A 21,968-nucleotide genomic window follows, 5' to 3' on the forward strand; every position below is an offset into this window, starting at 1 on the left:
GAACGTGATCAAGGGCTACCGACTCCACGACAACCGGCGTTACCTGGAGAGCGGTACCACGAGGGGGTGACGGGGTGGCGGTGGTGGAACAGGCCCGGGTCGACGTACGGGCACCAACCCCGACCCGACCCCGACCCGCCGCCACCCTGCCGGGTCTGGCGATCGCCGCCCTGGCAGCGCTGCTCGGGTACGCGATCAACCGGCTCGCCAGCCCGGTCAGCCCGATGATCGTGGCGATCCTGCTCGGCATCGCCGTACGCAGCCTCGGCGGGCACCGGGACTGGATGCGCCCCGGACTGACCTTCGCCGCCAAGGGCCTGCTCCGGGCCGGCATCGTGCTGCTCGGCCTGCAACTCGTCGCCGCGGACATCCTCGATCTCGGCTTCGGCCCGATCGCGGTGGTGGTGACCAGCGTCGCGGTGGCCTGGCTCGCCACCCGCTGGGTCGGGCGGCGGCTCGGGCTACGGCCGGCCACCGCGCTGCTGGTCGCGACCGGCGTCTCCATCTGCGGCGCCTCCGCGGTCATCGGCATGAACGAGGTCGCCGACGGTGAGGAGGAGGACGTGGTCACCGCGATCGGCGTGGTGACCGTGCTCGGCACCCTCTGCCTGGTGCTGATTCCCGGCCTCGGCCTGCTCCTCGGGCTCGACCACACCCTGATCGGTCTCTGGGCCGGGGCAAGCATCCACGAGGTCGGCCAGGTCGTCGCCGTCGGTGGCGCGATCGGCGCCGCCGCGCTCGCCACCGCCGTCGTGGTGAAACTCTGCCGGGTCGCGCTGCTCGCCCCGCTGGTGGCCCTCGTCGCGACCGGCCGCCGCACCGCGACCCCGACGCGTGACGGGCGCCGTTCCCGGCCGCCGGTCCTGCCCTGGTTCGTGATCGGGTTCCTGGCCGCGATGGCGGTGCGTTCCACCGGACTCCTGCCGCACGCCGTGGTCACCGTCCTCTCGGCGGTCGCCGGAATGCTGCTCGCCGCCGCGATGTTCGCCGTCGGCACCTCGGTCGACCTGCGTACGGTCACCCGGGGCGGCGGCCGGGCACTCGCCACCGGTGCGGCCGGCACCCTGGTCCTGGCGACCGCGTCACTCGGCGGACTGCTGCTGGTCGGTGCCGGCTCCTGACCGGCTACGGCGTCCCGTCGGCGCGGGTGGAGACGCGCGATCGGCGGGTCGTCCTGGCGGGAGGATGGCACCGCTGCCGCTGCCGCTGCCGCTGCCGCTGCCGCTGCCGGTGACGACGAACGGCCCCTGCCCTGACGGGAGGGACCGTGTGAGGTCGCGTAGGCCCAGCTTTCACTGTCTGGGGCGAGGTGTGCTCACTGATTGATCTGGTTGTGCCGGAGGGCTTCCTCAAGTTGGTCCTCGAGGATGATGATGCGGCAGGCAGCGGCTATGTCGGTGCCTTGGTCGCACATTTCCCGGGCCCGGGCGGCGAGGCGTAGTTGGTAGCGGGAGTAGCGGCGGTGCCCGCCGCTGGAGCGGTGCGGGGCGATCAGTTTCGCGTCGCCGAGCCGGCGTAGGAAGTCCTGCGAGCAGCCGATGATCTCCGCGGCGCGGCCCATGGTGTAGGCGGGGTAGTCCTCGTCGTCGAGAACGTCGTCGGGTTGAGCCATATAAACCTCCATGACGAGGGCCCCGGTGCCGAAGCACCGGGGCCCAAGGGTTACAGGTCGAAAAACACCATCACCGACGAGAACGTCGGGTTGTCGTATCCGCACCCACCCTGTCTGAGGGTTTCGGGTGCGAGGATCGCATAAGCGTGACCGGAGACCACCTTTCGTTCGATGGCAACAACGGTGTCCGCGCCCAGCCCGTCAACTTGCGGCCAGCGGCGGGCGATCCAACGGTGTACGGCCCTCCCTTTCCTCTGACTTCCTTCGTGCTGTCCGCCGGTGTCGGAGCCCCACGCGACTTCATGGCGCCGGCACGTGCGACGGAACGGTGTTACCTCTAGGTGGAGCCCTGAACCTGACATTGGCCCCACCACCCTGGTACGCCCCGGCCTACGAATCACGTCCGGGGTACTGCCGTGCTTTCACTCTTGCGTCACTGCAAGGTGCGTCGTGCTGAACTGCGGTGCTCCTGTTGCCTGGCGGGGCCCTGATCGTTTCCTCGGCCCCGACTCCTTCGCCCCTCGTGCGGGGCGGTTGCGTCTGCGTCTTTGTTGTACTCTCTCGACGTCAGGAACATTAGTAGCCCGGGTCGAACATGTCTAGTGCTTCGAGCATAGATTTTGTCGGAGGGTGCACGTAGGTTTGCCTGGACGAGCTGCCGCTTACCAACCACAGCGACACCTTTGGATGGCCTTGCATGGCGCCTGCCGACCCTCGGCTGCGAGTTCAGGGTGCACCAGCCGCCCGAGCTGGTCGGGTGTCTGCGGGAGATCGGCGGCCGGGCCTCCCGGGCGCCCGGCGGAACTGGCCGGAAGGTCGATCGGCGGGCACGTCTTCCGGACGACCCGCAGCCGAGCCGGATCTGTCAGGCTGGTGACATGGGCCGCCCTGTTGACCAGGATTCCGACGTCGAGCGACTCCTTTACGAACTCTGCGTCGGGCTGGGCTTCTGCCTGCCGCCCGACGACATCCGTCGGCTCCGCGAGTCACCTCCCGCTGACGTGGACAGTTTCACCGACGCGGTCTTCGAGGCAGAGGGCATGGGCGACATGAGCCACACCGACCTCCGCCGTCAGGTGCGTGACGTCGTCGACCGGCACATGAGCCGCTGGACGGCAACCGCTGTCCAGGCAACCGGTGAAGAGTCCGACGAACGTCGGACCTCCTCGTAGGTTCTGGTCGCCGCGACCGTGTGGGTCGCGGAGGTCCGCCGGCCCACACCCTCGGACCGGCGGCTGGTCGGCGGCGTAGATGTGCGTCCGGCCGGCCGACGCATCGAGCCGGCCGCGCTCCTACGCCGCCGAGGTACGCCCGTCGAGCCGGACGTCCCACGGCGTGATGCTGACGATGCGCAGGTGGGAGCCGGTCCAGGGATCGTCGGCGAAAGTTGCCTCGATCGCCTCGGCGGACGCCGCCTCGACGGCGAACGCGACCCGGTGACCGTCGTCGAGCGGACCGCCGAGCACGATGATCCCGTCGTCGACCAGGCTGTTCATGAACGCCTTGTGTGGCAGCCAGTCGGACTGGGCCTCCAGTGGCTCGCCCGCTCGCCACTTCGGACCGGAACGCTCACTGAACACGAGAAACATCGACATCCGCGCAGCCTAGTGCTCCAACGTACTCGGCCACTTGGCTTGAGACTTACTCGTCTAGGGCTCGAGCGTGGCGGGCATGCTGAAGGCGGCGACGTGACGGGCACCGATGAAGGCGTTGCTCTCTACGATCTTCCCGTTCTCGATCCGGAGTACGTCGACGACCAACGCCTCGTAGTGCGGGCTGCCGGGCCGGCGGAGGTAGTTGATCAGTGCCGGGCGCCCGTTGGCCGAGGTGGGGAACGTACGCCAGTCGAGCGGTCGGCCGAGGAACTCCGCGGCCGCGTCGATCCCGACGACCGGCGGCTCGGGTGGCATCGTGATCCGTACGTCCTCGGCGAGCAGTGCCCGGAGCGTCTCCGGGTCCTTCGCGTTGGCGTAGCGGCGCAGGATCTCTTCGTCCTCGCTGGTGAGCTGCGGGCGGCGCCAGTCCTTCGGGTCCGACGGAGCGCGCCGCCGGAGGGTGTGGCGGGCCCGCTGGAGGAGGCTGTTGACGGCCGCCACGGCGGTGTCGAGCGCGGCGGCGATCTCCTGCGGCGTCCAGCCGTAGACGTCGCGCAGCACGAAGGCCGCCCGCTGCCGCGGCGGCAGGTACATGAGCGCTGCGATCACGGCCAGCTCGACGGTCTCCCGGGCGGCGAGACCGGTCTGCGGATCGTCGGCCAGCAGGGCGTCGGGATAGGGACCGAGCTCGGTGGACCACTCCAGCGGGTCACCATACGGTACCGTCCGGTGACCGGCCGCCTTGCGGCTGTCGAGAAAGACGTTCGTGGCGATCCGATAGAACCAGGTGCGCGCCGACGCCCGACCCTCGAAGCGGTCGCGAGCCCGCCAGGCACGCAGGAAGGTCTCCTGCACCAGGTCGTCCGCGTCGGTGACGTTCCCGGCGAGGCGGTAGCAGTGCACGTGTAACTCACGCCGGTGCTCGTCGAAGGCGCGCTGCAGCCAGACCGCCTGCGCGTCGGGCGAGTCGGACATGTGATTTCTCCGGGGCTGAGTGGTCCTCACAACCGTACTGACGACCGCGGACCCCATCCGTCATCGGTCACCGATGACGATCGCCGACTCGGTCGTCTGTACCTGTGACCGATCCCCACTCCACGAAGGAGACAGCCATGACGGCAACCCCCGCGTCCAGCGCCGCCGCGCCCCCGGTCGTCGACCGGGAGACCTGGCTGCGCGAGCGCAACGAACTGCTGGTCCGGGAGAAGGCCCATACCCGCGAAGGAGACGCGATCGCAGCCGCTCGTCGTCGGCTGCCGATGACCTTGATGCCGACGGTGACGGTGCGGGGCCCTGGCGGGGACACCCCGCTGGTGGAGGTGTTCGAGGGCCGCCGGATGCTCATCGCCTACTTCCACATGTGGCACGACGGCAAACCGTACGAGCATCAGTGTGAGGGGTGCACCTTCTCGACCTGTCACATGCAGATGCTGGACTACCTGCACGCTCGGGACGTCACCTACGCCGTGTTCTGCCAGGGTTCCTACGACGAAAGTGCCCCGTTCGCGGAGTTCATGGGCTACAGGTTCCCCTGGCATTCGGCGAAAGACTCCGACCCGGCTCTGGCCGACGGTCGCGCCTTCGGGTTCATCGCGTGCTACCTGCGCGACGGCGACGAGGTCTACGAGACCTACTGGACCACCGGGCGGGGCGTGGAGGCGTTGATGACCACCTACCACGCCCTGGACCTCACGGTGTACGGCCGGCAAGAGAACTGGGAGAACTCGCCTGAAGGCTGGCCGCGGGTCACCGGGCACCCGTGGCGTCTCGACGGCCGCCCCACCGCGCAATGGTCACGCCCCGGCGTCGCACCGCGATGACGTCCTGGTGATCGAGGTGATCATGCTCGGGTCGGCCGCGGTGTCAGCCCGCTGCTGCGTCGTGCCGCGGGCGGGCGCTTCCCGCAGAGCCCGAATGCTTGCGGGTGCGATGGTGGCTGTCATGGTCGCGGTGACCCTCGACGCCGCACCGGTTGTGCAGTACGCGGGCACGCTGCTGCTCCTGGCCTTGGCGGTGGCGTTCGTCGTCGGCGGCCCGACCGAGCGCGGCTCGGAGGTGGAGTGGCACCGTACGGCCGGGGCCGTGCACATGGCGCTCGCCGTGCTGATGCATCAACACGGTGAGGCACGAATGAGGTTCCTGCCGGCATCGAGGTGAGTGCGCGTAGAAGCTCCTTCGGTGACCCGGTAATGATCGCGCTGGCGGTGACAGAAGCTGGGTGTAAGCGGCGTTCGATGCCAGCGGGAGGATTGATGGGTCCACCGAAGGACCGCGGCGAGGAATGGTTCACCGAGACCTACCTCGCACACCATGAACGGATCGTCCGATACGGCCTGCGCAGGTTGTACGACGGGGAGGCGGCGGTCGAACCCGCCCAGGAAGTGTTCATTGTCGCGTGGCGGCGTCGGATGGAGGTGCCACAGGATTGCCTGCCCTGGCTGTACGCGGTGGCGCGTCGGCTGTTGGCGAACACCAGGCGAGACTGGCGTACGGCGCCGCAGGTGACCTCGCTCGCCAATGTCGGCGGCGCGGGCGGCCGGGCAGCGGTCATGGTGCAGGAAAGTGTGGTCGAGGTGGCCGGTGTGCGGGCGGCATTGACCACCCTGCCAGATAACGATCAGGAGATATTGCGGCTGATCGGCTGGGAGGAGCTTTCCCTCGGCGAAGCCGCGGTCGTTCTTGGCTGCACGCGGGCGACAGCGGCGGTGCGGCTGCACCGTACCCGACGACGGCTGGCCAAAGGGGCCGCCCCGGAGTCGCCATCACCGGCAGCGACCCGGAGCACAATCTCGAAAGCCTGCTGATCTTCGACCCGGAGACCGGTGCCCTGCTCGCCCACGAAATGATCAACACCGGGCAGCACCCGACGCTCAACTTCTACACGGTCTTCCTCGACTACGACCGCACCGACACGGTCAACTGACCCGGCACGAAACCGTCCCGGGCCTGTCGCCATCCAGCCGCAGGCCCGGGACGACTGCCGTGCTCCTCCCACCAGCGCCCACCTGGGCAGACCAGGTGACACCACGATCGACAGGACAGACCCCGGTACGCCGGCGGTGGTGTCAGCCGGGGAGTTTGCGGGCCAGGACGTAGCCCTGTGCCGTCTTCTCCTCGCCCTCCGGCTCGCGTGTCGCCGTCGACCAGGGCTCGAAGCCCGCCTCCCGGAGCAGCCGGCAGATGTCGTCCGGCTGCTGCCGGTACCAGTCGCAGTTGATCGGCTTGCCGAACGCCTCGTCCCGGTGCATCACGTCGTCACCGATCTGGAAGGCCAGCATCAACTGCCCGCCCGGGGCGAGCACCCGGTGGAACTCGGCGAACACCTCGGGCCGCCGCTCCCACGGCACGTGGATGATCGAGTAGTAGGCCAGCAGTCCGCCGAGCGAATCGTCCGGCAGGTCGAGGCCGAGCATCGAACCGACCTCGAAGCGCAGCTCGGGATAGGTACGACGGGCGTACCCGACCATTCCGGGGGAGAGGTCGACGCCGAACGCGTCCAGCCCCAGCCTGTGCAGCACGGTGGTGATCCGGCCCGGCCCGCAGCCGATGTCGACGACCGGTCGGTCGGGGGCGTCGGCGCGGACCCGCTCGGCGAAGACGGCCAGCAGGGCCCGGTCCAACGGGCTGCCCGCGAGGTGGTCACCGAACATGTCGACGTACTCCAGCACGGTGTTGTCGTACGACTCCCGGGTGGCGGTGAGGAACGGTGCTTCAGACATGGCGACGGAGCTTAGCCGCCCGGCCGGGTCGGAGCCGTCAGGAGACGCCGATCCGTTCCAGTACGTCCCGGAACATTGTCATCGACCCCTGGACGCCCTCGCTGGGCAGCACGTCAAGCAGGTAGACCGTGTCGGACACCTGCCAGCGCAGCAGGAAACGGTCCCCTCCGTACGGGTCGATCCTGCCGCGCGTGCCGGCCACCTCGACGGTGTCCACCGGATCACCCGCCGGCACCGCCGCCAGGGCGTGGCCGGCCGGATAGCCCCGGATCCTGATGTCCGGACCACCCGGGCGGGTGTACGACAGCAGCCAGGCGCCGGGCGGCTCGGCGTTGACCGGCGCGGGTGCGGAGAACGACGTCCGCACCTCGGACCAGCCGTCCACACCGCCGGGAACCTCCGGCAGGTCCGCCTCCCGGTACACCGGCCGGCTGCCGTCGTCGTACGCGTCGACCAGGTCGCGGCGGTCGAGCGGCTCCGGCAGGGTGACCCGTACCGGGGCCAGTCTCGTGTCGTCGTCGGCGCAGCCGATGCCGGTCGCGGAACCGTCGGCGACCTCGACGGTGACCGCGTCCGCGCTGGACACCACGGTCGCCTCAGGCTGCCAGGTGCCCTGACAGGGCGGGGCGTCGGACAGCCGGGACACGTAGAGGGTGACGGTCCTGTCGTCCCGGCCGACCCGCGCCATCCACCAGGTCAGCCGGTCGTCGGCGAGCGCGCTGGGCCCGTCCGCCACGTCCGGCACCGTCCGCCGCGATCCGGAGTCGGACGCGTACCAGAGGGCCGGGCCGGTCATCAGCACCAGCGTCACCCCGGCCACCGCCACGGCGGTACGGCGGATACGGCGACGCCGTACCCGCGCCCGCAGTTCCGTCAGCGGCGGCCGACGCAGGTCCTCCGGAATGCCGGGAACGGCCTGGTCGAGCAGGCGCGCCATTCGGTCCTCGATCATCGCTGCGCCTCCTCGGTCAACAGGGCCCGCAGTGCGGGATCGGCCCGGAGTGTGGCGAGCGCCCGGGCGGTGTAGGACTTGACCGTGCCCAGGCTGATGCCGAGCGTCCGCGCGGTCGCCGCCTCGGTCAGGTCGGCGTGGAACCGCAGCATGAGCACCGCCCGCTGCTGACGCGGCAGCCCGCGCAACGCCACCCGCACCACGTCCCGGACGCCGGCGTCCGCGTGCGGGTCGGCACCGGAGTGCTCGGGGATCCGCTCCGTCGGCACCTCGGCCCGCCAGCGGCGCCGCCACCAGTTCAGGTACGTGGTGGCCAGCATCGCCCGCAGGTAGGCGTCGGGAGCACCGTCCCGGACCCGGGGCCACCTGCCGTAGACCCGGGCGAGCACGGTCTGCAGCAGATCCTCGGCCCGGTGCCAGTCGCCGGTCAGCAACCACGCCGAGCGCAGCAGCCGGGGCCACGCCACCGCGACGTACGCCTCGAAGTCACGCACTGCCTCTGAATCGTTCACCACGCCTCCGCACCGTCAACAGCGCGACGGACGGGGATGGTTGCCAACCGACGGCGTGAATTTCCGTGTGGCCGACGACAGGTCGGTCAGGTCAGGCCGGGACGAAGAGGTCGTCGCGCCGGCCCCGCCAGCCGTCGAGCACCCGGGCCGGATCGGCGTCCAGCACGTCCGCCAGCAGCGTCGCGTAGACGTCCCGGAAGTCGACGCCGAACTTCAGGTCGCCGTCGTCCAGGTCGGTCAGGCTCGGCTGCGCACCGTGCAGGCCGCCGCGTACCCCGGCACCGAGCAGGAGGACGTTCGACGCGGTGCCGTGGTCGGTGCCTTCCGAGGCGTTGGCCCGGACCCGCCGCCCGAACTCGGAGTAGACCGCGACCACCACCTTGCGGCCCGCCTCGGTACGGTCCATCCGCTCGACGAACCCGGTCAGTGCCCGGTCCAGCTGACCCAGCAGCACCGCCTGCAGCTGCTTCTCGTCGGCGTGGCTGTCGAAGCCGCCGAGCGAGACGGAGAAGACCCGGGTCGACACCCCGGCCTCGACACACTGCGCGACCAGGTCGAGTTGAGCCTGCAACGACGTACGGGCACCGCCGGTCGCGGTCGCCGCTGGCCGGTCCTCCGCGTCCTCGGCACCCTCGGCGTCCTCGGCCGCGTTCCGTACCTCGGCGACCATCTGGTCGACGGACCGCAGGTCGGCAAAACACGCCGCCGCCCGGGCCTGGGCCGGCGACTCGCCCGGACTGCCGGCCGCGAACGCGGCCAGGGTCGGATCCGACAGGCCACCCCGGCGGTTCCGTCCCGCCACCGGCACCGAGGCACCGGCGCTGCGTTCCCCGGCCAGCAGTGGCGGCACCGCCGACTCGAACGACACCGCGAGCCGCGGATCCCCGCCGACCCCGTCCAGCCAGCGGCCGATCCAGCCGGTCGTCCCGGGCCGCTCCGGGTTGGCGGTCTGCCAGATGTCCATCGATCGGAAGTGGCTGCGGTCCGGCTTCGGGTAGCCGACCCCACGGACGATCGCCAGCCGCCGTTGGCCGTACAGCCCGTGCAGGCCGGTCATCGCCGGGTTCAGCCCGACCGTGTCGTCGAGCCGCTTCACCTCGTCCGGCGAGTAGGCCAGCTCGCCCCGGGTGTCGTGGTACGCCGGATCGGCGTACGGCACCACGGTGTTCAACCCGTCGTTGCCGCCGTAGAGGGTGACCAGCACGAGCGTACGTCCGCTCGGGTCCCGGTCGCCGGCCGTGGCCAGCAGGTCCGAGAGGGTGAGCGTGGCGGCACCGGCGGCCAGCGCGCCCGCCCCCACCACACCGCTGGCGATCAGGAACCTACGCCGGGTCAGGATGTCCACGTCTCGCCTCCGGTCAGCTGACGGTGTACTCGGGACTCACCAGGGCGGCCGGGATCAGCCGTTCCGGTCGGCCGGCCAGCGGCGCCAACGCCGCCCGGCTGCGGTCGGTCCAGGCGTCCACCACCAGGAGCCGGGCCAGCGCGTCGAGCCGCTCCGCCTCCGGTGTCGCGGCGAGCCTGCGGACCACCGCCGGTTCCGCCGCCGCCGCGAAAAGGTCGGCCAGCCGCATCCGGGCCTGCAACGCCGAGGTGGTCAGCCAGGCGGTCCCGGCCGGCCAGCCGCCGACACTCGGCGGGCGCAGCAACACCTGGTCCATTCCGGACAGCCCCTGCTGGAGCTGCCGACGCTGCTGCTCGGAGAGCGCGGAGGGTCGTACGCCGAGTTGACGCATCGCGCCGACGGCCCACTCGACCGGCTGTTTGACCAGGTGTCCCCGGCTCTGGCCGAAGGCGGGATCGGTGAACAGTGCCCGCAGGGTGGCGGTGACGTCGACCGGCGCGGCGGTGACGGCTCCGGCGGCCGGGACCGGCCCGGTGCCGGCGAACCGGAACCAGAGCCGGTCGCGGAGGTACCCGGTGGCCCGGGGCTGGGCGGCGAGCAGTCGGGCGTACGAGTCGGCGTCGAAACGGTCGGTCCGGCCGAGGATCGTCTTCTGCTCCCGGTCGTGCCGTTTCGGGTTGAACCGGGCGGCGCCGTCGTCCCGGGCCACGGTCCAGCCGGTCAACGCGCGCGCCCCGGCCTTCACGTCGTCCTCGGTGTAGTGGCCGATGCCGAGGGTGAACAGTTCCATCAGCTCGCGGGCCAGGTTCTCGTTCGGGGCCCGACGGGTGTTCTTCTCCCCGTCCAGCCAGAGGATCAGCGCGGGGTCCCGCACCATCGCGGCGACCAGGCTGTCGAACCCGCCCCGGCCGTACCGGCGCAGGGTGTCGAGCTGGCCCAGCATCAGCTGGGCGGACTTGACCTTCTGCACACTGGTCGCCCAGTGCCCGTGCCAGAAGAACACGAGTTTCTCGACGAGCTGGTGCTCGGCCACGACCATCCGGTCCAGCCACCAGTGCGTCACCTGCTCGGTGCGCTGCCGGTTGGCCTGCTGCCGCTGCTCCCGGCCGGCCGACCTGTCGAGTGCCGCGCGTGGGTCGGGACCGAGCCGGGGTACGGGGGTCGCCGCCGCACCGGGATCGTCACCGGTCGGGTTGACCAGTCGTTCCAGGGTGGCGTCGAATCCGTCGCGTACGGCGGCGTCGACCTCGTCGGCGGTCGGACCGAACGTCGCGCGGCGCAGCAGGTGGGCTATCGCGTCCCGGGCCATTGTCCGACCATAGGCACGTCCGTCCGAAACCGCTAATTTCCGATACGCCCCGAGGTGGCCCCCCGGAACCGCTAGCCGGGCTTGACCTGCCCGAGCAGCACAAGAAGTTGGACGATGTCGTAGGCCTCGGCGACGTCCCGGCCGGTGAAGGTGACGGTCCGCGCCCCGGCGGCCCGCGCCACCCCGGGGATCAGCGTCGCGGCATCGACAGTGGTCGGGCTGTAGAGGTCGACCTCCAGAGTGACCGGCCCGTCGAGCCGGTACGGCGGTATCTCCGCCCGCCGCGTCATCGCGGTGGCCGCCGCCCGTCGGAGCCGCTCCCGGGCGACCGCCGGGTGCAGGATCTCGGCGGCGGCCTGACCTAGCGCGCGTTTGACCGCGATCGTCGTCGCCTCGGGTACCAGTTCGGACAGTTCGGCGCAGGCGGCGTCGTCGCCACTGAGCAGCAGCACCGGAACGCCGTACTGCCCGGCAAGGGCGGCGTTCAGGCCGATCTCGCCCAGCTCCCGCCCGTCGAGCCGCAGCCCGAGCACCACGTCGCTCTTGGTGTGCGCGAGGACGGCCGGCCCGGCACCGGCCCGGGCGTGGTAACCGACGAACAGCAGTCCGTCAACATCGGAATCCAGCCCGCCGAGCATGCCCAGCGGACGGGGTTTGCCCCGGATCAGGCGTACCCGGGGGTCGAGGTCCTCCGGCAGCAGATTGCGGAACGTGCCGTGCGCGTCGGCCACCACTATGTCGGCGGTCGGTTCCGCCTCCAGCACACCGGCGACGACCGCGTTGACGTCGGCGGTCATCAGCGCCCGCCCACGCTCGTAGTCGTACCGTTCCGGGTTGGTCTCCACCGGGTGTACGACGCCTGACACGCCTTCCAGGTCGGCTGAGATCAGGATCTTCGGCATCAGGCACCCTAACCCGGGAAGTCGGCGTCGGCTGGCCGGCGGTGGTGCGCGGCGGACGGCGGGAGGCCGTCGGCCGTCGGTGCCGACGGGCCGGCGGGGGTCGGCCGGTCGCGGGTGGGGGTCAGCCGGCCGGGGCGGGCGGCGCGACCGTGTCGAGGAAGCCGTCGACCGCCTGTCGGAACGCCGCCGGCTGCTCGACCCACGGGTAGTGCCCGGAGTCCGCGATGGTGACGGCTTCACCGGCCGGGAAGAGGTCCGCCAGCGCCAGTACCGGGGCGAGCCCGGTGACGAGGTCCTGCGCCCCGGCGACCACCAGCACCGGCGCCTCGACACCACCCAGCCGGGCGGCGAGGTCCTCCGGCGGCTGGACGCTGAAGTACGCCTGGATGGCCGCCAGCCCGTGTTCGGCGTCGGCGGCGTGCGCCTGTTCCGTCCCGCCCCAGGCCGCGTACCCCAGCGGCGCCACCCGGGCCTGCCACTCGTCGAAGGCGTCGTGGTGAAACTCCGGTCCGACCCGCCACGCCTCGATCGCGGCCGCCAGGGCCGGCTCGCCGCGCCGCGCCGACCTCAGCTCCTCGACGTCGGACGGTACGTCGACCAGGTCGTCGGCCGGCGGGGTGATCAGCACCAGACCGATGATGCGGCTGGGAAACCGGGCCGCGTAGCTGATCGCCAGCCGGGTGCCTGCCGAGTGCGCGACGAGCAGCAGCTGTTCGAGACCGAGGTGCCCGCGCAGCCGGTCCAGGTCCTCAGCCTGGCACCACCACGAGCCGAGCTCCACCGCCGCCGGGTCCGGCGAGTGGCCCACCCCGCGCAGATGCGGTACGACGAGCCGGTGTCGGGTGCCGAGCCCGGCCAGGTCACCGAGGTAGCGGGGATGCCGGGCCGGGCCGCCGGCGAGGGTGATCAGCGGCGGTGCCCCGGCACTCTCCGGCCGGCCCAGCTCGTCGTAGTGCAGCGGCGTACCGTCGATACCCGGATAGGTTGGCATCGCGTCACGGTACTCCGCTGGGTAGTCGGTCGGTCGACCGACCGCACGCTGGTCCGACCGGTGGGCGCCCGGACCGCACGCCGGCCGGCGCCCCGGCTCCGCCGGCCGCGAGACGCCGAGTCCGTGACCGGCGGCGTACCCCGAGCTCCCGGCGCGCTCCCGCGCCCAGGTCAGGCGGTGCTGACGAGGACGACGTACAGCACGCCCAGGGTGAGCGACACGGTGCTGATCAGCAGGGCGAGCCAGGCCAGTACCGCGCCGCGTTCTCCCCGGGTGCGGATCTGCCCGAGCCCGATGACCGCCAGCGGGATCGCCACCAGCGAGGGCAGACAGCAGATCCCGGTCACCGACAGGATCAGCGAGGTGAGCGCGAACGCGTTCAACGGCCGGATCACCGGCCGGGGCGGCGGCGGATACGTGCCCGGGTACGGCGGATGGTTCTGGTACGTCGGCCGCGTCGGCTCCTCGACGAAGATCTCGTACTCCGGGGCGGGCGGTGACTTCGGGCCGCTCCCGTACAGGTCGTCGAGGCTCGGCCCGACCCCGGACTCCCACTCGAACCGGTCCCGGTACGACGGATCGTCCGATCCGGGTGACCCGGCCGTCGGCGGGCTGTCGACGTACCCGGACGGCGCGTCCGCCCGACGGAGCCGGTCCTCGTAGTCCCGCCGCCGGACCGGGTCGAGCAGCACGTCCCGGGCCAGGTTGAGGCGGACCTGACCGACCAGGTCGCCGCTGACGTCGGTGTGCGTCGTCCTGGTCCGCTGCCGGTGCGCCCGTCTGATCTGGGCCGGATCGGCGTCCCGGGGCACCCCCAGGACCCGCCACGGGTCGAGACCGGCCAGATCCTCCCAGTCACGGTTCACTTCGGCGCGATCTCCGCCTGCCGGCAGATCACCTGCCACGAGGCGGCCTGCGGCGGTGCGCCGGCCGCGGCGACCCGCCGCCCGGACGCGAAGGTCACGGTACGGCCGCCGGCCAGGTAGCACCAGACGTCGAGCTGCTCGGCACTGCCCTCGTAGAAGTAGTCGCTGGCCTGCACCGGGTCGGCGCCGAGAAACGGTGCCTGGAGCCGGGCCTGTGCCTCGGTCGGCAGGTTGCCGAGGAAGCCGCGGACGTCCTCGGTCAACGCGAGCCGGGGCTCCGGCGGAGCCGTCCCGGGCCCGCCGATCGACGTCCGGCCGGCGGCCCCGGTGGCCGGTCCGGTCCACTGTGGCTGCTGCCGCACGATGACGTGCCGCAACGACCCGGGAACGAACCGGCGCACCTGGAGCAGTTGGGCCGGACGGCCGGCGTCGTTCACCGTCGGGGTGGTCACCGCCAACCCGTGCGGGCCGAGCACCACCACGTACGCCCGGTCCTGGTACGTCGCGTGGTGGTACGCCCACCACTCGACCGTCGGCCCGACCCGGTCGTGGATCCGGGTCTTGAGCTTGTCGTCGATCAGCTGCCACCAGTGGTTCCGGCCCGGTATCCCGGTGAAACCGAGGTCCCGGGCGGAGTGCACCGGTGGACCGGTCGCCGCCGTCCGCCCGGCGGCCGGGACGGCACCGGTCCACGGGGTGACGTCGCCGGAGCGCGACGCCGGCCGGTCCGACTGGTACGGCTGCGGAAGGTTGCCAGCGGCCACCGGTCTCCTCACTGCTCCACGGCACACTCCCGGAGCGGGCCGGCGCGGCGGCTCGGCCGGATCGGGAGCGCGGGCCGATGATCCGGACGGACCACCGTGTCCACGCCAGTATCCAGCCTCGGGACAACCACCGGCGGTCGACGATCCGTGGCCGCTATCCGGCCGGCAGCCAGGCGTTCACCGCCAGCCGGCCGGTAGTGCCGAGATCGATCCCGCCGTCCGGCGCGACGAGCTGCGCCGGTGCGCCCGGTGCCGGAGAGATCTGCAGGTAGCTGCCGTTCACCGGAGGCCGGGTCGTTTCCGCGACGGTGTTGCGCCAGAGCACCCGCGTCCTCGCCACCTCGCCCGGCGCCAGGACCACCGGCCGGGGCGGCACGTCGTAGCTGTCCGGTGCGCTGACCGGCGACGACCCGTTGCCGACCGTGACGTCCAGCGGCTGACGCTGCTCGTCCAGCATCCGGACGACCGGAAAACCCTGCACCTGGTAGGGGGCGGTGCCGCAGTTGCGCAGCTCGATCCCGAGCGCCCGCAGGCCCGCCGCGGCGCTCACCTCACCGGCACTGACCAGGAAGCCGTCGGCACAGGTCGGTGTCGGTGAGGCGGTCACGGTCGGTTCCGGTACCGGCGGTCTGCTCGGTCCGCCGCAGCCGGCGAGCAGGGCGGCCGCGCCGACCAGGACGCCCAGCCGGCGCAGCGGGCCGGGGCGACGTACCCGGTCGGGTCGGCGCACCGGACGGGGTCCGTCGGCCGTCGGCCGGGCCGTGGAGTCTCTGCTGCTCACCTGCAACCCCTCCTGCTCCTGCCGGACCGCACCGGTCAGGAGAACGTGTAGCTGGTCAGGTACTCCGGTACGACGATCCGGGTTTTCGGGGCGACCCGCCGGATCGTCTCGATCATCGCTTCGAGGCGCTGGCGGTCGCCCGGCAGGACCGGCGGCGGATTCCGCAGTTCGGTCTCGAAGTTGTCCCAGTGCACCGGTACGACGATCGACGGGTGGTCCAGGGCCTCGAGCAGGCGGGGTACGTACTCGTGGGTCGCGTCACTGGACGCCATCGCGATCATGGCGATGTCGGGTGCCAGCCCGGCCACGTTGCGTGCCACGAAGTCGCTGGCCCCCATGAAGAACACCCTCGGTCCGTTCCGCACGCTCAGCAGGTAGGCGAGGGTGTCGCCCTCGGGCAGGTCGGCGACGGTCGCCGGCTTCGGCGGCTGGCTCAGCCGTAGCCCCGGGATGCCGATCGAGTACGACGCGTTCCGGCTGTGCAGCGAGGCGACCACCTCGACGTTGTAGTCGCCGAACTCGAGGACCTCTCCGCCCTTGACCAGGCCCAGCTGACCCGACGGGATGCCGGAGGCCAGCCCGAGCTGGTACGTCGTCATCGTGCCGATCACCCGCGCCCCCGTGGTCGTCGCGATGTGCGGTACGTCGTTGAAGTGGTCCCAGTGCGAGTGGGTGACCAGCACCGTCTGTGGCCGGCCCACGTGCGCGGCGACGACGTCGGTGGCCACGGTCAGCGGCGTCGCCGGGTTCATCCCGCCGTCGAACAGGCCGGTCGGGTACCGACTGAGGTACGGGTCGACCAGCACCGTCTTCGCGCCGATGTCGATCCGCCAGCCGGCCGTACCGAACCAGCGGAACGTCGCGGCGCCCTGGCCCCCGCGCCGGCCGGCGGTCGGCGCGCCGCCCCGGGCGGGCGGGACGGCGGGCGCGGCCAGCCCGGGGGTTGATCCGGCCGCGAGGCTGGTCACCGAGGTCAGCGCGGCGGCGCCGACGGTGGCGGTCCGGAGCAGGTTGCGGCGGTCGAGTCGGGATTCGGGCATGACAGGTCCCTCCGATCAGGCTCGGCCGGCAGCGGACTGCCGGGTCGAGCGGTCGAGTGCCGAAACCCAACCACCGGCCGGGCGCCGCCGTCCAAGACCATCGGCCGGTGGCACCGATACGCGTACGGATATCGTGCCTGGTCACGGCTGGTCGACCGGCTGACGTGCGGGGCGGAATCAACGCCCGGGCTGGGCGTTCACCGCCCGCGCAGCGCCTCGACGGCGGTCCGGGCCGCCTCGCCCATCGCCAGGTCGACGTCGATCCGCCGGGCGTTCAGCCGCCGGGCCCGGGCGAAGATCGCGATCGCGTACCGGCCGCCGTCGGGATACTCGGCGACCCCGGCCTCCATGTGCAGCCCGGGCAGCGTCCCGGTCTTCGCCGAAACCCGTACCTGCGGCGGAAAGCCGGACGCGATCCGGGTCCAGAAGAGCTGCCGGGCCATCAGGTCACGGACCAGGGCACAGGCCGGTGCCGGCCCGGCCTCGTCCCGCCAGATCAGGCCGAGCAGGCGGGTCATCTCCCGGGGCGTGCCGGACGTGGTCCGCTCCGGGTCGAACACCCGCAGGTCCCGAATCCTCCGCTCGGGCAGGGTCGGGAAGATCCGGACGAACTCGGCGTCGTCCCGGGCCCCGACGTCGGCGTACATCGACTCCAGCAGTTGCCGTGGTCCGCCGACGATCCGGGTACGGGTCAACCCCAGTTCGGCGGCGAGCAACGGCAGCACGTCCGGCCCGACCCGGCGCAGCAGCAGGTCGGCGGCGCTGTTGTCGGTGACCGACATGGCGAAGTACGCCAGGTCCCGCAGGGACGCCTCGATGTCGTCGGTACAGCCCGCCGTACCCCAGCCGCCCAACCGGTCCTCGGCCCGGACCAGCACCCGCTCGGTCGGGTCGAGTTGACCGGCCACGGCCTGCCGGGCGAACTCCAGCACCAACAGGATCTTGAAGACCGAGGCGAGCACCACCTGCTCGTCGGCCCGGACCGCCACCTCACCCTCGCCGTCGATCTCCGTCACGTGCAGTTGCGCGTCGACCCCCACCCTGTCGAAGATCCGCTCTACGTGTTCCAGAACCGGCACGGACAACGACAGTAGCGGCCGACCGGAACCGTCCCATATCCGGACGCATATCCTCGACCGGTGGACCTCGCCCGGCACCTGCGACAGTTCCTCGTCGTCGCGGAGGAACTGCACTTCGGCCGGGCCGCCGAGATCCTGGGCATCGCCCAGCCGCCGCTGAGCCAGGCGATCCAACGGCTGGAACGCGAACTCGGGGTCGAACTGTTCGACCGTTCCCGCCGCCGGATCGGCCTGACCACCGCCGGGCAACTGCTCCTGGCCGAGGCGCCCGCGCTGCTCTCGGCCGAGGACCGGATCCGGGTCGTGATGCGCAAGGCCGCCGAGGGACAACTCGGTACGTTGCGGGCGGGCGTACCCCCGGAGACCCCGGCCCCCACCCTGCAGGCGCTGCTGACCCGGATGGCCGAGCAGGCACCCGGACTCGACGTCGACCTCCAGGAACTGACCAGCGCCGAACAGCTCAGGATGCTCGCCGAGGCCCGGCTCGACGTCGGGCTGGTGCACCATCCGCTGGAGGCGGCCGACGGGCTGCGGGCCGGTCCGGCGGTGGCGGTCCGGCTCGGGGTGGTGCTGCCGCGCGACTCGCCCCTGGCCCAGCTCCGCGACATCGGGCTGGCCGACCTGGCCGGTCACGACCTGGTCCTCTTCCCACGTGCCACCGCCCCCGGCTGGCACGACGAGGTCCTCGACGTGTGCCGCCGGTACGGCTTCGTGCCCCGGCGGATCCGGCACGCCGGCAACCCGGAGTTCCTGCTCGGGCTGGTGCTCGGCCGGCACTGCGTGGCGTTCGAGCCGGAGTCGACGGCCCGGCGCGAGCCGAGGGTCGCCTGGCGCCCGCTCGCCGAGCCGGTGCTGAGCCGGCGCACCTCGGCGGTCTGGCCGGACCGGTCGCCACATCCGGCCGCCTCGGCGTTCGCCCGGGTCGCCGCCGACATCCTGACCGGTCCGGCACCGGCCGCCCGGGTGCTGGGCACCGGCCCGGACCCGCTCCGCCCCTGGTCGATCGTCTACGCCCCGCCCGAGGTGTGAGGCCCCGACGTCGTCCCGGAGGGCGCCCACACCCCGATCCTCGCCGCAGACGTCGACGTGGAGCCAGTGTGGTCACCAGCGACCGCCGTTTTGGTCATCCGGTCGGGTCGGTGCACCGTCCGAGGCACGCGGGACGATCCGACCGTCGACGCCAGGTCCGTTGTGGACGGCGGTTCCTGGCCTCGGTGCTCTGGACCACCTGCTGCCGGGGCCCCTGGAAGGACCCCGGAAACGACGGGGGAGGGGCCCCTGCGTACCGGTCAGCCGACCGGAGCCGGGGCCTTCTCCGTGACCGCCGCGTCCGCCGGCGTCTTCGCCTCCACCGCGGCCCGCTTCCGGGCCCGGTGTGCGGCGACGTGTGAACGGGTCGCGCACCGTTCCGAGCAGAACCGGCGGCAGCAGTTGGACGAGGTGTCCAGGTAGACGTTGCCGCAACGGTCGTCCGCACAGACCCCGAACCGGGCGCTGCCGTACTCGCAGAGCCAGACCGCCAGGCCCCAGACCGCGCCGGCCAGGAACTCGGCGCTGACCGAGGCACCCCGGCTCGTCACGTGCATGTGCCAGTCCTTGGCGTCATGCCCGGAAATGCGGGGCTGTACCGGATAACTCTCCAATAGTGAATTCAGTTCGGCCACCGCGTCGCCGTCGCGCCCCGAGGAGCCGAATTCGAAGACGTCCCGCAACCGTCGTTGGGCTCGGCGGAAGGCGGCGACATCCCGATCCGTCACCTCATCGCGCATCCAGCCGTGCTCGTCGGTGAAAACGGCCCGCAGATCGTCGAGGTTCTCGAGTCGCGCGTTCACGAGGTCAACCCCGGTCCGGGCGTACGCGTCGAAGTTCACCCGACAACCGTAGACGACTCAGGGCTCCCGTGGCGCGTCCACGTAGTGCGGAAGAAACCGCGCGAAGCCGTCGGTGATCAAGTTCTGGCTCTCCCGGATGCCCGCCCCGGCGGACTCTCCGGCGACGATCCAGCTGCCCATGACCATCCGATTGCCCGCGAACGACGGGAGCGCGCGAAATTCCTGGTAACACCAACCTTCGGCACCGTAAATGCCCGGGTTATTGATCTCTCCGGCGCCGGTGATGATCCGCACCGATCCGCCCTCCCGCCCCAACAACGGCTTCGCCACGTATTCCGGCATTCCCCGGGGCGAGTCGAGATAGGCGGGTAGCAGGTAGGGGTGACCGGGATAGAGCTCCCAGAGGACCGCGAGCAGGGCCTTGTTGGAGAGCAGCAGCTTCCAGGCCGGCTCGATCCAGGTTGTCGGCGTCCCCGGCGCCAGCGCGAGCCGCCCGTACGGCTCGGCGACCATCCACTCCCAGGGATAGAGCTTGAAGCAGGTCAGGATCGGCGTGCCGGTCTCGTCGCCCGGGTCGGTACGGGCGACGAACCGCCGCCCGTCCCAGCCGATGTTGAGCATCGGCAGCAGTTCGCTCTTGAGCCCCGCCTGGCGGGCGGTCTCGGCGAGGTAGCCGGCGGTCATCTGGTCCTCGCCGGTCTCCTCTTCGTCCGACCAGGCCACGTGCACCAGCGGGTCGTGCAGGTCGGCGCCGATCCGGCGCCACGCGTCGACGAGCCGCTCGTGCAGGCTGTTCCACTGGTCGAGGGTGGGGTGGACGTCCTCCAGCCAGTACCACTGGATCACCGACGCCTCCACCAGCGCGGTCGGAGTGTCCGCGTTGTACTCCAGCATCTTCGGTGGCCAACTGCCGTCGTACCAGAGGTCGAAGCGGCCGTAGAGGGTCGGCGGTTGTTCCCGCAGGGACCGGCGGACCGCCTCGGCGGCCCAGGCCGGGATGCCGAACTCGGCGAACCGGTCCTTCGCCACCACGTGTTCGGCGGCGGCCACCGACATCCGGTGCAGCTCCTCGGTCGCCTCCTCCAGCCGGAGCACCTCGTCCAGGTCGAGGGCGTAACAGGCGCTCTCGTCCCAGTACGACATGAAACCGCCGTCCGGCAGCTCGGTGTCGGCGTAGACCAGACCCTGGCCACGGACCATGTCGTGCCAGCCCGGCCGGGGGGTGCAGTTCTCCCGCCGCATCGATCAGCCGCCGCAGGAGGCGAGGTGGGTGCCGAACCCGCCCTGGCTGGGTACGACGGAGGTCGGCTCGGCACCGGGCCGTTCGAACCGCGCCTCGACGGTGGCAAGCGGGGTGGCGCTGCTGAGCGACCGGGGCCGGGTCTTCCGGTCGCAGTCGTCATCGTCGTCGCCCACCTGGTTGCACGCGGTGAGGGTGAGCGCGAGAGCGGTGAGCGCGCCCAGTTGCACGCTCGCGGACCGGAGGCGGCGTCGCGACACTGTTTCCACGAGATCGTTGTAACCGATCGGCGCCACCCCGGGTACCCCCGGTCGCCGTTCCGGCGGTTTCCCGGTCCACTTCCGGGCCGCTCACCGGCCACTTCCGGGGCCCTCCCGCTGGTTTCGAGGAACCCTTCCCGGGCAGCTTCCCGGTTGCCGCCCGGTCCCGGTCCGGTCCCCGCGTGCGGCCGATCGGCTGGCGTTACGCTCGGCACATGCTCCGATCGGTCATTCTCGCCGCCTCCCGGTCAACCCGGATCGAGCGGCTCGTCGAGACGGCCCCGTTCACCCGGGACGTCGTACGCCGGTTCGTCGCCGGCACCGCCACCGACGACGCGCTGCGCGCCACCCGCCAGCTCGTCGCCGACGGGTTGGCGGTCTCCATCGACCACCTCGGCGAGGACACCGTCACCGGGGAACAGGCGACCGCCGTCCGGGACGAGTACCTGAACCTCCTCGGCCGGCTCGCCGACGCGGGGCTGACCCCGCCGACCGAGGTCAGCGTGAAACTCTCCGCGCTCGGGCAGCGCTTCGACGAGCGGCTGGCCAAGGAGAACGTCCGGGCGATCTGCGCCGCCGCCGAGGCCGCCGGCACCACGGTCACCCTGGACATGGAGGACCACACCACCACCGACTCGACCCTCGACATCCTGACCGAGCTGCGCAAGGACTTCCCGGGTACGGGCGCGGTGCTGCAGGCGTACCTGCGGCGGACCGAGGCGGACTGTCGGGACCTGGCCACCGCCGGCAGCCGGGTACGGCTGTGCAAGGGGGCGTACAAGGAGCCCGAGTCGGTGGCGTACCAGTCCGCCCAGGAAGTGGACAAATCGTACGTCCGATGCCTGAACATCCTGCTCTCCGGCCCCGGATACCCGATGCTGGCGACCCACGACCCCCGGCTGATCGCCATCGCCGAGGACCGCTCCCGGTGGTTCGACCGGGGACCGGACGAGTTCGAGTTCCAGATGCTCTACGGCGTACGCCCCGACGAGCAGACCCGGCTCGTCGAGGCCGGGCACACCGTCCGGGTCTACCTGCCGTACGGCACCGACTGGTACGGCTACCTGATGCGCCGGCTCGCCGAGCGGCCGGCGAATGTGGCGTTCTTCGCCCGGGCGCTGGTCAGTCGGGGGTAGGCTGCGCCGGCTCGGGAGCGAACGGAGGACACC

Annotated in this window: 25 protein-coding genes; 7 read left to right on the forward strand and 18 right to left on the reverse strand. The window is 71.6% G+C overall.

Going from position 1 to position 21,968, the window contains the following annotated elements; translation table 11 throughout:
* The first annotated feature begins 74 nt into the window (after positions 1-74).
* Positions 75-1,121, forward strand: a complete 1,047-nt coding sequence (locus V1633_RS12850; RefSeq protein ID WP_331214499.1) for a YeiH family protein — start codon at positions 75-77, stop codon at positions 1,119-1,121.
* A gap of 194 nt (positions 1,122-1,315) precedes the next feature.
* Here V1633_RS12850 and V1633_RS12855 read toward each other — a convergent pair whose 3' ends face one another.
* Positions 1,316-1,612 carry a MerR family transcriptional regulator gene (locus V1633_RS12855; RefSeq protein ID WP_331214500.1) on the reverse strand — a complete coding sequence of 99 codons (297 nt, stop codon included), beginning with the start codon at positions 1,610-1,612 and terminating at the stop codon, positions 1,316-1,318.
* An 878-nt stretch (positions 1,613-2,490) separates the two neighbouring features.
* On the opposite strand from V1633_RS12855, the gene V1633_RS12860 reads away from it, so the two are divergent.
* Positions 2,491-2,784 carry a hypothetical protein gene (locus V1633_RS12860; RefSeq protein ID WP_331214501.1) on the forward strand — a complete coding sequence of 98 codons (294 nt, stop codon included), beginning with the start codon at positions 2,491-2,493 and terminating at the stop codon, positions 2,782-2,784.
* Positions 2,785-2,904: 120 nt separating this feature from the next.
* Here the strand turns inward: V1633_RS12860 and V1633_RS12865 are convergent, their stop codons facing one another.
* Together V1633_RS12865 and V1633_RS12870 are read right to left on the reverse strand one after the other, a co-directional pair.
* Positions 2,905-3,207 (reverse strand): hypothetical protein, encoded by a 303-nt coding sequence (locus V1633_RS12865; protein WP_331214502.1) that lies wholly within the window; start codon positions 3,205-3,207, stop codon positions 2,905-2,907.
* Between the two features lie 54 nt (positions 3,208-3,261).
* A complete protein-coding gene (locus V1633_RS12870; protein ID WP_331214503.1) occupies positions 3,262-4,182 on the reverse strand; it encodes an RNA polymerase subunit sigma-70 in 921 nt (306 codons plus the stop codon).
* Between the two features lie 137 nt (positions 4,183-4,319).
* Between V1633_RS12870 and V1633_RS12875 the strand changes: the two genes are divergently transcribed.
* The 3 genes from V1633_RS12875 to V1633_RS12885 all read left to right on the forward strand — a co-directional run bounded on the left by V1633_RS12875 (position 4,320) and on the right by V1633_RS12885 (position 6,011).
* A complete protein-coding gene (locus V1633_RS12875) occupies positions 4,320-5,027 on the forward strand; it encodes a DUF899 family protein (protein WP_331214504.1) in 708 nt (235 codons plus the stop codon).
* Positions 5,028-5,034: 7 nt separating this feature from the next.
* A complete protein-coding gene (locus V1633_RS12880; protein WP_331214505.1) occupies positions 5,035-5,364 on the forward strand; it encodes a hypothetical protein in 330 nt (109 codons plus the stop codon).
* A gap of 95 nt (positions 5,365-5,459) precedes the next feature.
* Positions 5,460-6,011 carry an RNA polymerase sigma factor gene (locus V1633_RS12885; RefSeq protein WP_331214506.1) on the forward strand — a complete coding sequence of 184 codons (552 nt, stop codon included), beginning with the start codon at positions 5,460-5,462 and terminating at the stop codon, positions 6,009-6,011.
* 261 nt (positions 6,012-6,272) lie between these two features.
* On the opposite strand, the gene V1633_RS12890 is transcribed toward V1633_RS12885, so the two are convergent.
* The 12 genes from V1633_RS12890 to V1633_RS12945 all read right to left on the reverse strand — a co-directional run bounded on the left by V1633_RS12890 (position 6,273) and on the right by V1633_RS12945 (position 17,467).
* Positions 6,273-6,926 carry a class I SAM-dependent methyltransferase gene (locus V1633_RS12890; protein WP_331214507.1) on the reverse strand — a complete coding sequence of 218 codons (654 nt, stop codon included), beginning with the start codon at positions 6,924-6,926 and terminating at the stop codon, positions 6,273-6,275.
* 37 nt (positions 6,927-6,963) lie between these two features.
* Positions 6,964-7,878 (reverse strand): hypothetical protein, encoded by a 915-nt coding sequence (locus tag V1633_RS12895; protein WP_331214508.1) that lies wholly within the window; start codon positions 7,876-7,878, stop codon positions 6,964-6,966.
* A complete protein-coding gene (locus V1633_RS12900) occupies positions 7,875-8,390 on the reverse strand; it encodes a SigE family RNA polymerase sigma factor (RefSeq protein ID WP_331214509.1) in 516 nt (171 codons plus the stop codon). Before V1633_RS12900 ends, V1633_RS12895 begins: the two co-directional genes overlap by 4 nt.
* A 91-nt stretch (positions 8,391-8,481) precedes the next feature.
* A complete protein-coding gene (locus V1633_RS12905; RefSeq protein WP_331214510.1) occupies positions 8,482-9,735 on the reverse strand; it encodes a DUF1501 domain-containing protein in 1,254 nt (417 codons plus the stop codon).
* Between the two features lie 13 nt (positions 9,736-9,748).
* Positions 9,749-11,044: a DUF1800 domain-containing protein gene (locus tag V1633_RS12910; RefSeq protein ID WP_331214511.1), complete on the reverse strand. Its 1,296-nt coding sequence runs from the start codon at positions 11,042-11,044 to the stop codon at positions 9,749-9,751.
* 71 nt (positions 11,045-11,115) lie between these two features.
* The gene (locus tag V1633_RS12915; protein ID WP_331214512.1) at positions 11,116-11,946 is read right to left on the reverse strand and encodes a M55 family metallopeptidase; all 831 of its coding nucleotides are present in this window, start codon (positions 11,944-11,946) and stop codon (positions 11,116-11,118) included.
* Positions 11,947-12,067: 121 nt separating this feature from the next.
* On the reverse strand, positions 12,068-12,937 hold the full coding sequence (locus tag V1633_RS12920) for an alpha/beta fold hydrolase (RefSeq protein ID WP_331214513.1): 870 nt from the start codon (positions 12,935-12,937) through the stop codon (positions 12,068-12,070).
* A 170-nt stretch (positions 12,938-13,107) separates the two neighbouring features.
* Positions 13,108-13,803 (reverse strand): DUF4190 domain-containing protein, encoded by a 696-nt coding sequence (locus V1633_RS12925; RefSeq protein WP_331214514.1) that lies wholly within the window; start codon positions 13,801-13,803, stop codon positions 13,108-13,110.
* Positions 13,800-14,567, reverse strand: coding sequence for a hypothetical protein (locus V1633_RS12930; RefSeq protein WP_331214515.1), 768 nt, complete (start codon positions 14,565-14,567; stop codon positions 13,800-13,802). Before V1633_RS12930 ends, V1633_RS12925 begins: the two co-directional genes overlap by 4 nt.
* Positions 14,568-14,721: 154 nt before the next feature.
* Positions 14,722-15,348 (reverse strand): DUF4232 domain-containing protein, encoded by a 627-nt coding sequence (locus tag V1633_RS12935; protein WP_331214516.1) that lies wholly within the window; start codon positions 15,346-15,348, stop codon positions 14,722-14,724.
* A gap of 35 nt (positions 15,349-15,383) precedes the next feature.
* On the reverse strand, positions 15,384-16,388 hold the full coding sequence (locus V1633_RS12940; protein ID WP_331214517.1) for an MBL fold metallo-hydrolase: 1,005 nt from the start codon (positions 16,386-16,388) through the stop codon (positions 15,384-15,386).
* Positions 16,389-16,585: 197 nt separating this feature from the next.
* Complete coding sequence (locus V1633_RS12945) at positions 16,586-17,467, reverse strand: serine hydrolase (RefSeq protein WP_331214518.1); 882 nt, start codon at positions 17,465-17,467, stop codon at positions 16,586-16,588.
* A 60-nt stretch (positions 17,468-17,527) separates the two neighbouring features.
* Here V1633_RS12945 and V1633_RS12950 point away from each other — a divergent pair, with 60 nt between their 5' ends.
* A complete protein-coding gene (locus V1633_RS12950; protein ID WP_331214519.1) occupies positions 17,528-18,496 on the forward strand; it encodes a LysR family transcriptional regulator in 969 nt (322 codons plus the stop codon).
* Between the two features lie 260 nt (positions 18,497-18,756).
* On the opposite strand, the gene V1633_RS12955 is transcribed toward V1633_RS12950, so the two are convergent.
* The 3 genes from V1633_RS12955 to V1633_RS12965 are packed head-to-tail and all read right to left on the reverse strand — an operon-like array spanning position 18,757 to position 20,808.
* Entirely contained in the window at positions 18,757-19,338 is a 582-nt protein-coding gene (locus V1633_RS12955) for a CGNR zinc finger domain-containing protein (protein WP_331214520.1), read from the reverse strand.
* 18 nt (positions 19,339-19,356) lie between these two features.
* Positions 19,357-20,541 (reverse strand): glutathionylspermidine synthase family protein, encoded by a 1,185-nt coding sequence (locus V1633_RS12960; protein ID WP_331214521.1) that lies wholly within the window; start codon positions 20,539-20,541, stop codon positions 19,357-19,359.
* Between the two features lie 3 nt (positions 20,542-20,544).
* Entirely contained in the window at positions 20,545-20,808 is a 264-nt protein-coding gene (locus tag V1633_RS12965; protein ID WP_331214522.1) for a hypothetical protein, read from the reverse strand.
* A gap of 206 nt (positions 20,809-21,014) precedes the next feature.
* Here V1633_RS12965 and V1633_RS12970 point away from each other — a divergent pair, with 206 nt between their 5' ends.
* Complete coding sequence (locus V1633_RS12970) at positions 21,015-21,935, forward strand: proline dehydrogenase family protein (protein ID WP_331214523.1); 921 nt, start codon at positions 21,015-21,017, stop codon at positions 21,933-21,935.
* Positions 21,936-21,968: the final 33 nt, after the last annotated feature.

It is taken from the genome of Plantactinospora sonchi (assembly GCF_036422035.1).
GTDB classification, from domain to species: domain Bacteria; phylum Actinomycetota; class Actinomycetes; order Mycobacteriales; family Micromonosporaceae; genus Plantactinospora; species Plantactinospora sonchi.

Coding starts and splice junctions, on each gene's coding strand:
- V1633_RS12940 (WP_331214517.1), bottom strand. CDS start 16,388: ATGCCCGAATCCCGACTCGACCGCCGCAACCTGCTCCGGACCGCCACC.
- V1633_RS12870 (WP_331214503.1), bottom strand. CDS start 4,182: ATGTCCGACTCGCCCGACGCGCAGGCGGTCTGGCTGCAGCGCGCCTTC.
- V1633_RS12890 (WP_331214507.1), bottom strand. CDS start 6,926: ATGTCTGAAGCACCGTTCCTCACCGCCACCCGGGAGTCGTACGACAAC.
- V1633_RS12970 (WP_331214523.1), top strand. CDS start 21,015: ATGCTCCGATCGGTCATTCTCGCCGCCTCCCGGTCAACCCGGATCGAG.
- V1633_RS12915 (WP_331214512.1), bottom strand. CDS start 11,946: ATGCCGAAGATCCTGATCTCAGCCGACCTGGAAGGCGTGTCAGGCGTC.
- V1633_RS12885 (WP_331214506.1), top strand. CDS start 5,460: ATGGGTCCACCGAAGGACCGCGGCGAGGAATGGTTCACCGAGACCTAC.
- V1633_RS12920 (WP_331214513.1), bottom strand. CDS start 12,937: ATGCCAACCTATCCGGGTATCGACGGTACGCCGCTGCACTACGACGAG.
- V1633_RS12875 (WP_331214504.1), top strand. CDS start 4,320: ATGACGGCAACCCCCGCGTCCAGCGCCGCCGCGCCCCCGGTCGTCGAC.
- V1633_RS12910 (WP_331214511.1), bottom strand. CDS start 11,044: ATGGCCCGGGACGCGATAGCCCACCTGCTGCGCCGCGCGACGTTCGGT.
- V1633_RS12865 (WP_331214502.1), bottom strand. CDS start 3,207: ATGTCGATGTTTCTCGTGTTCAGTGAGCGTTCCGGTCCGAAGTGGCGA.
- V1633_RS12855 (WP_331214500.1), bottom strand. CDS start 1,612: ATGGCTCAACCCGACGACGTTCTCGACGACGAGGACTACCCCGCCTAC.
- V1633_RS12895 (WP_331214508.1), bottom strand. CDS start 7,878: ATGATCGAGGACCGAATGGCGCGCCTGCTCGACCAGGCCGTTCCCGGC.
- V1633_RS12860 (WP_331214501.1), top strand. CDS start 2,491: ATGGGCCGCCCTGTTGACCAGGATTCCGACGTCGAGCGACTCCTTTAC.
- V1633_RS12960 (WP_331214521.1), bottom strand. CDS start 20,541: ATGCGGCGGGAGAACTGCACCCCCCGGCCGGGCTGGCACGACATGGTC.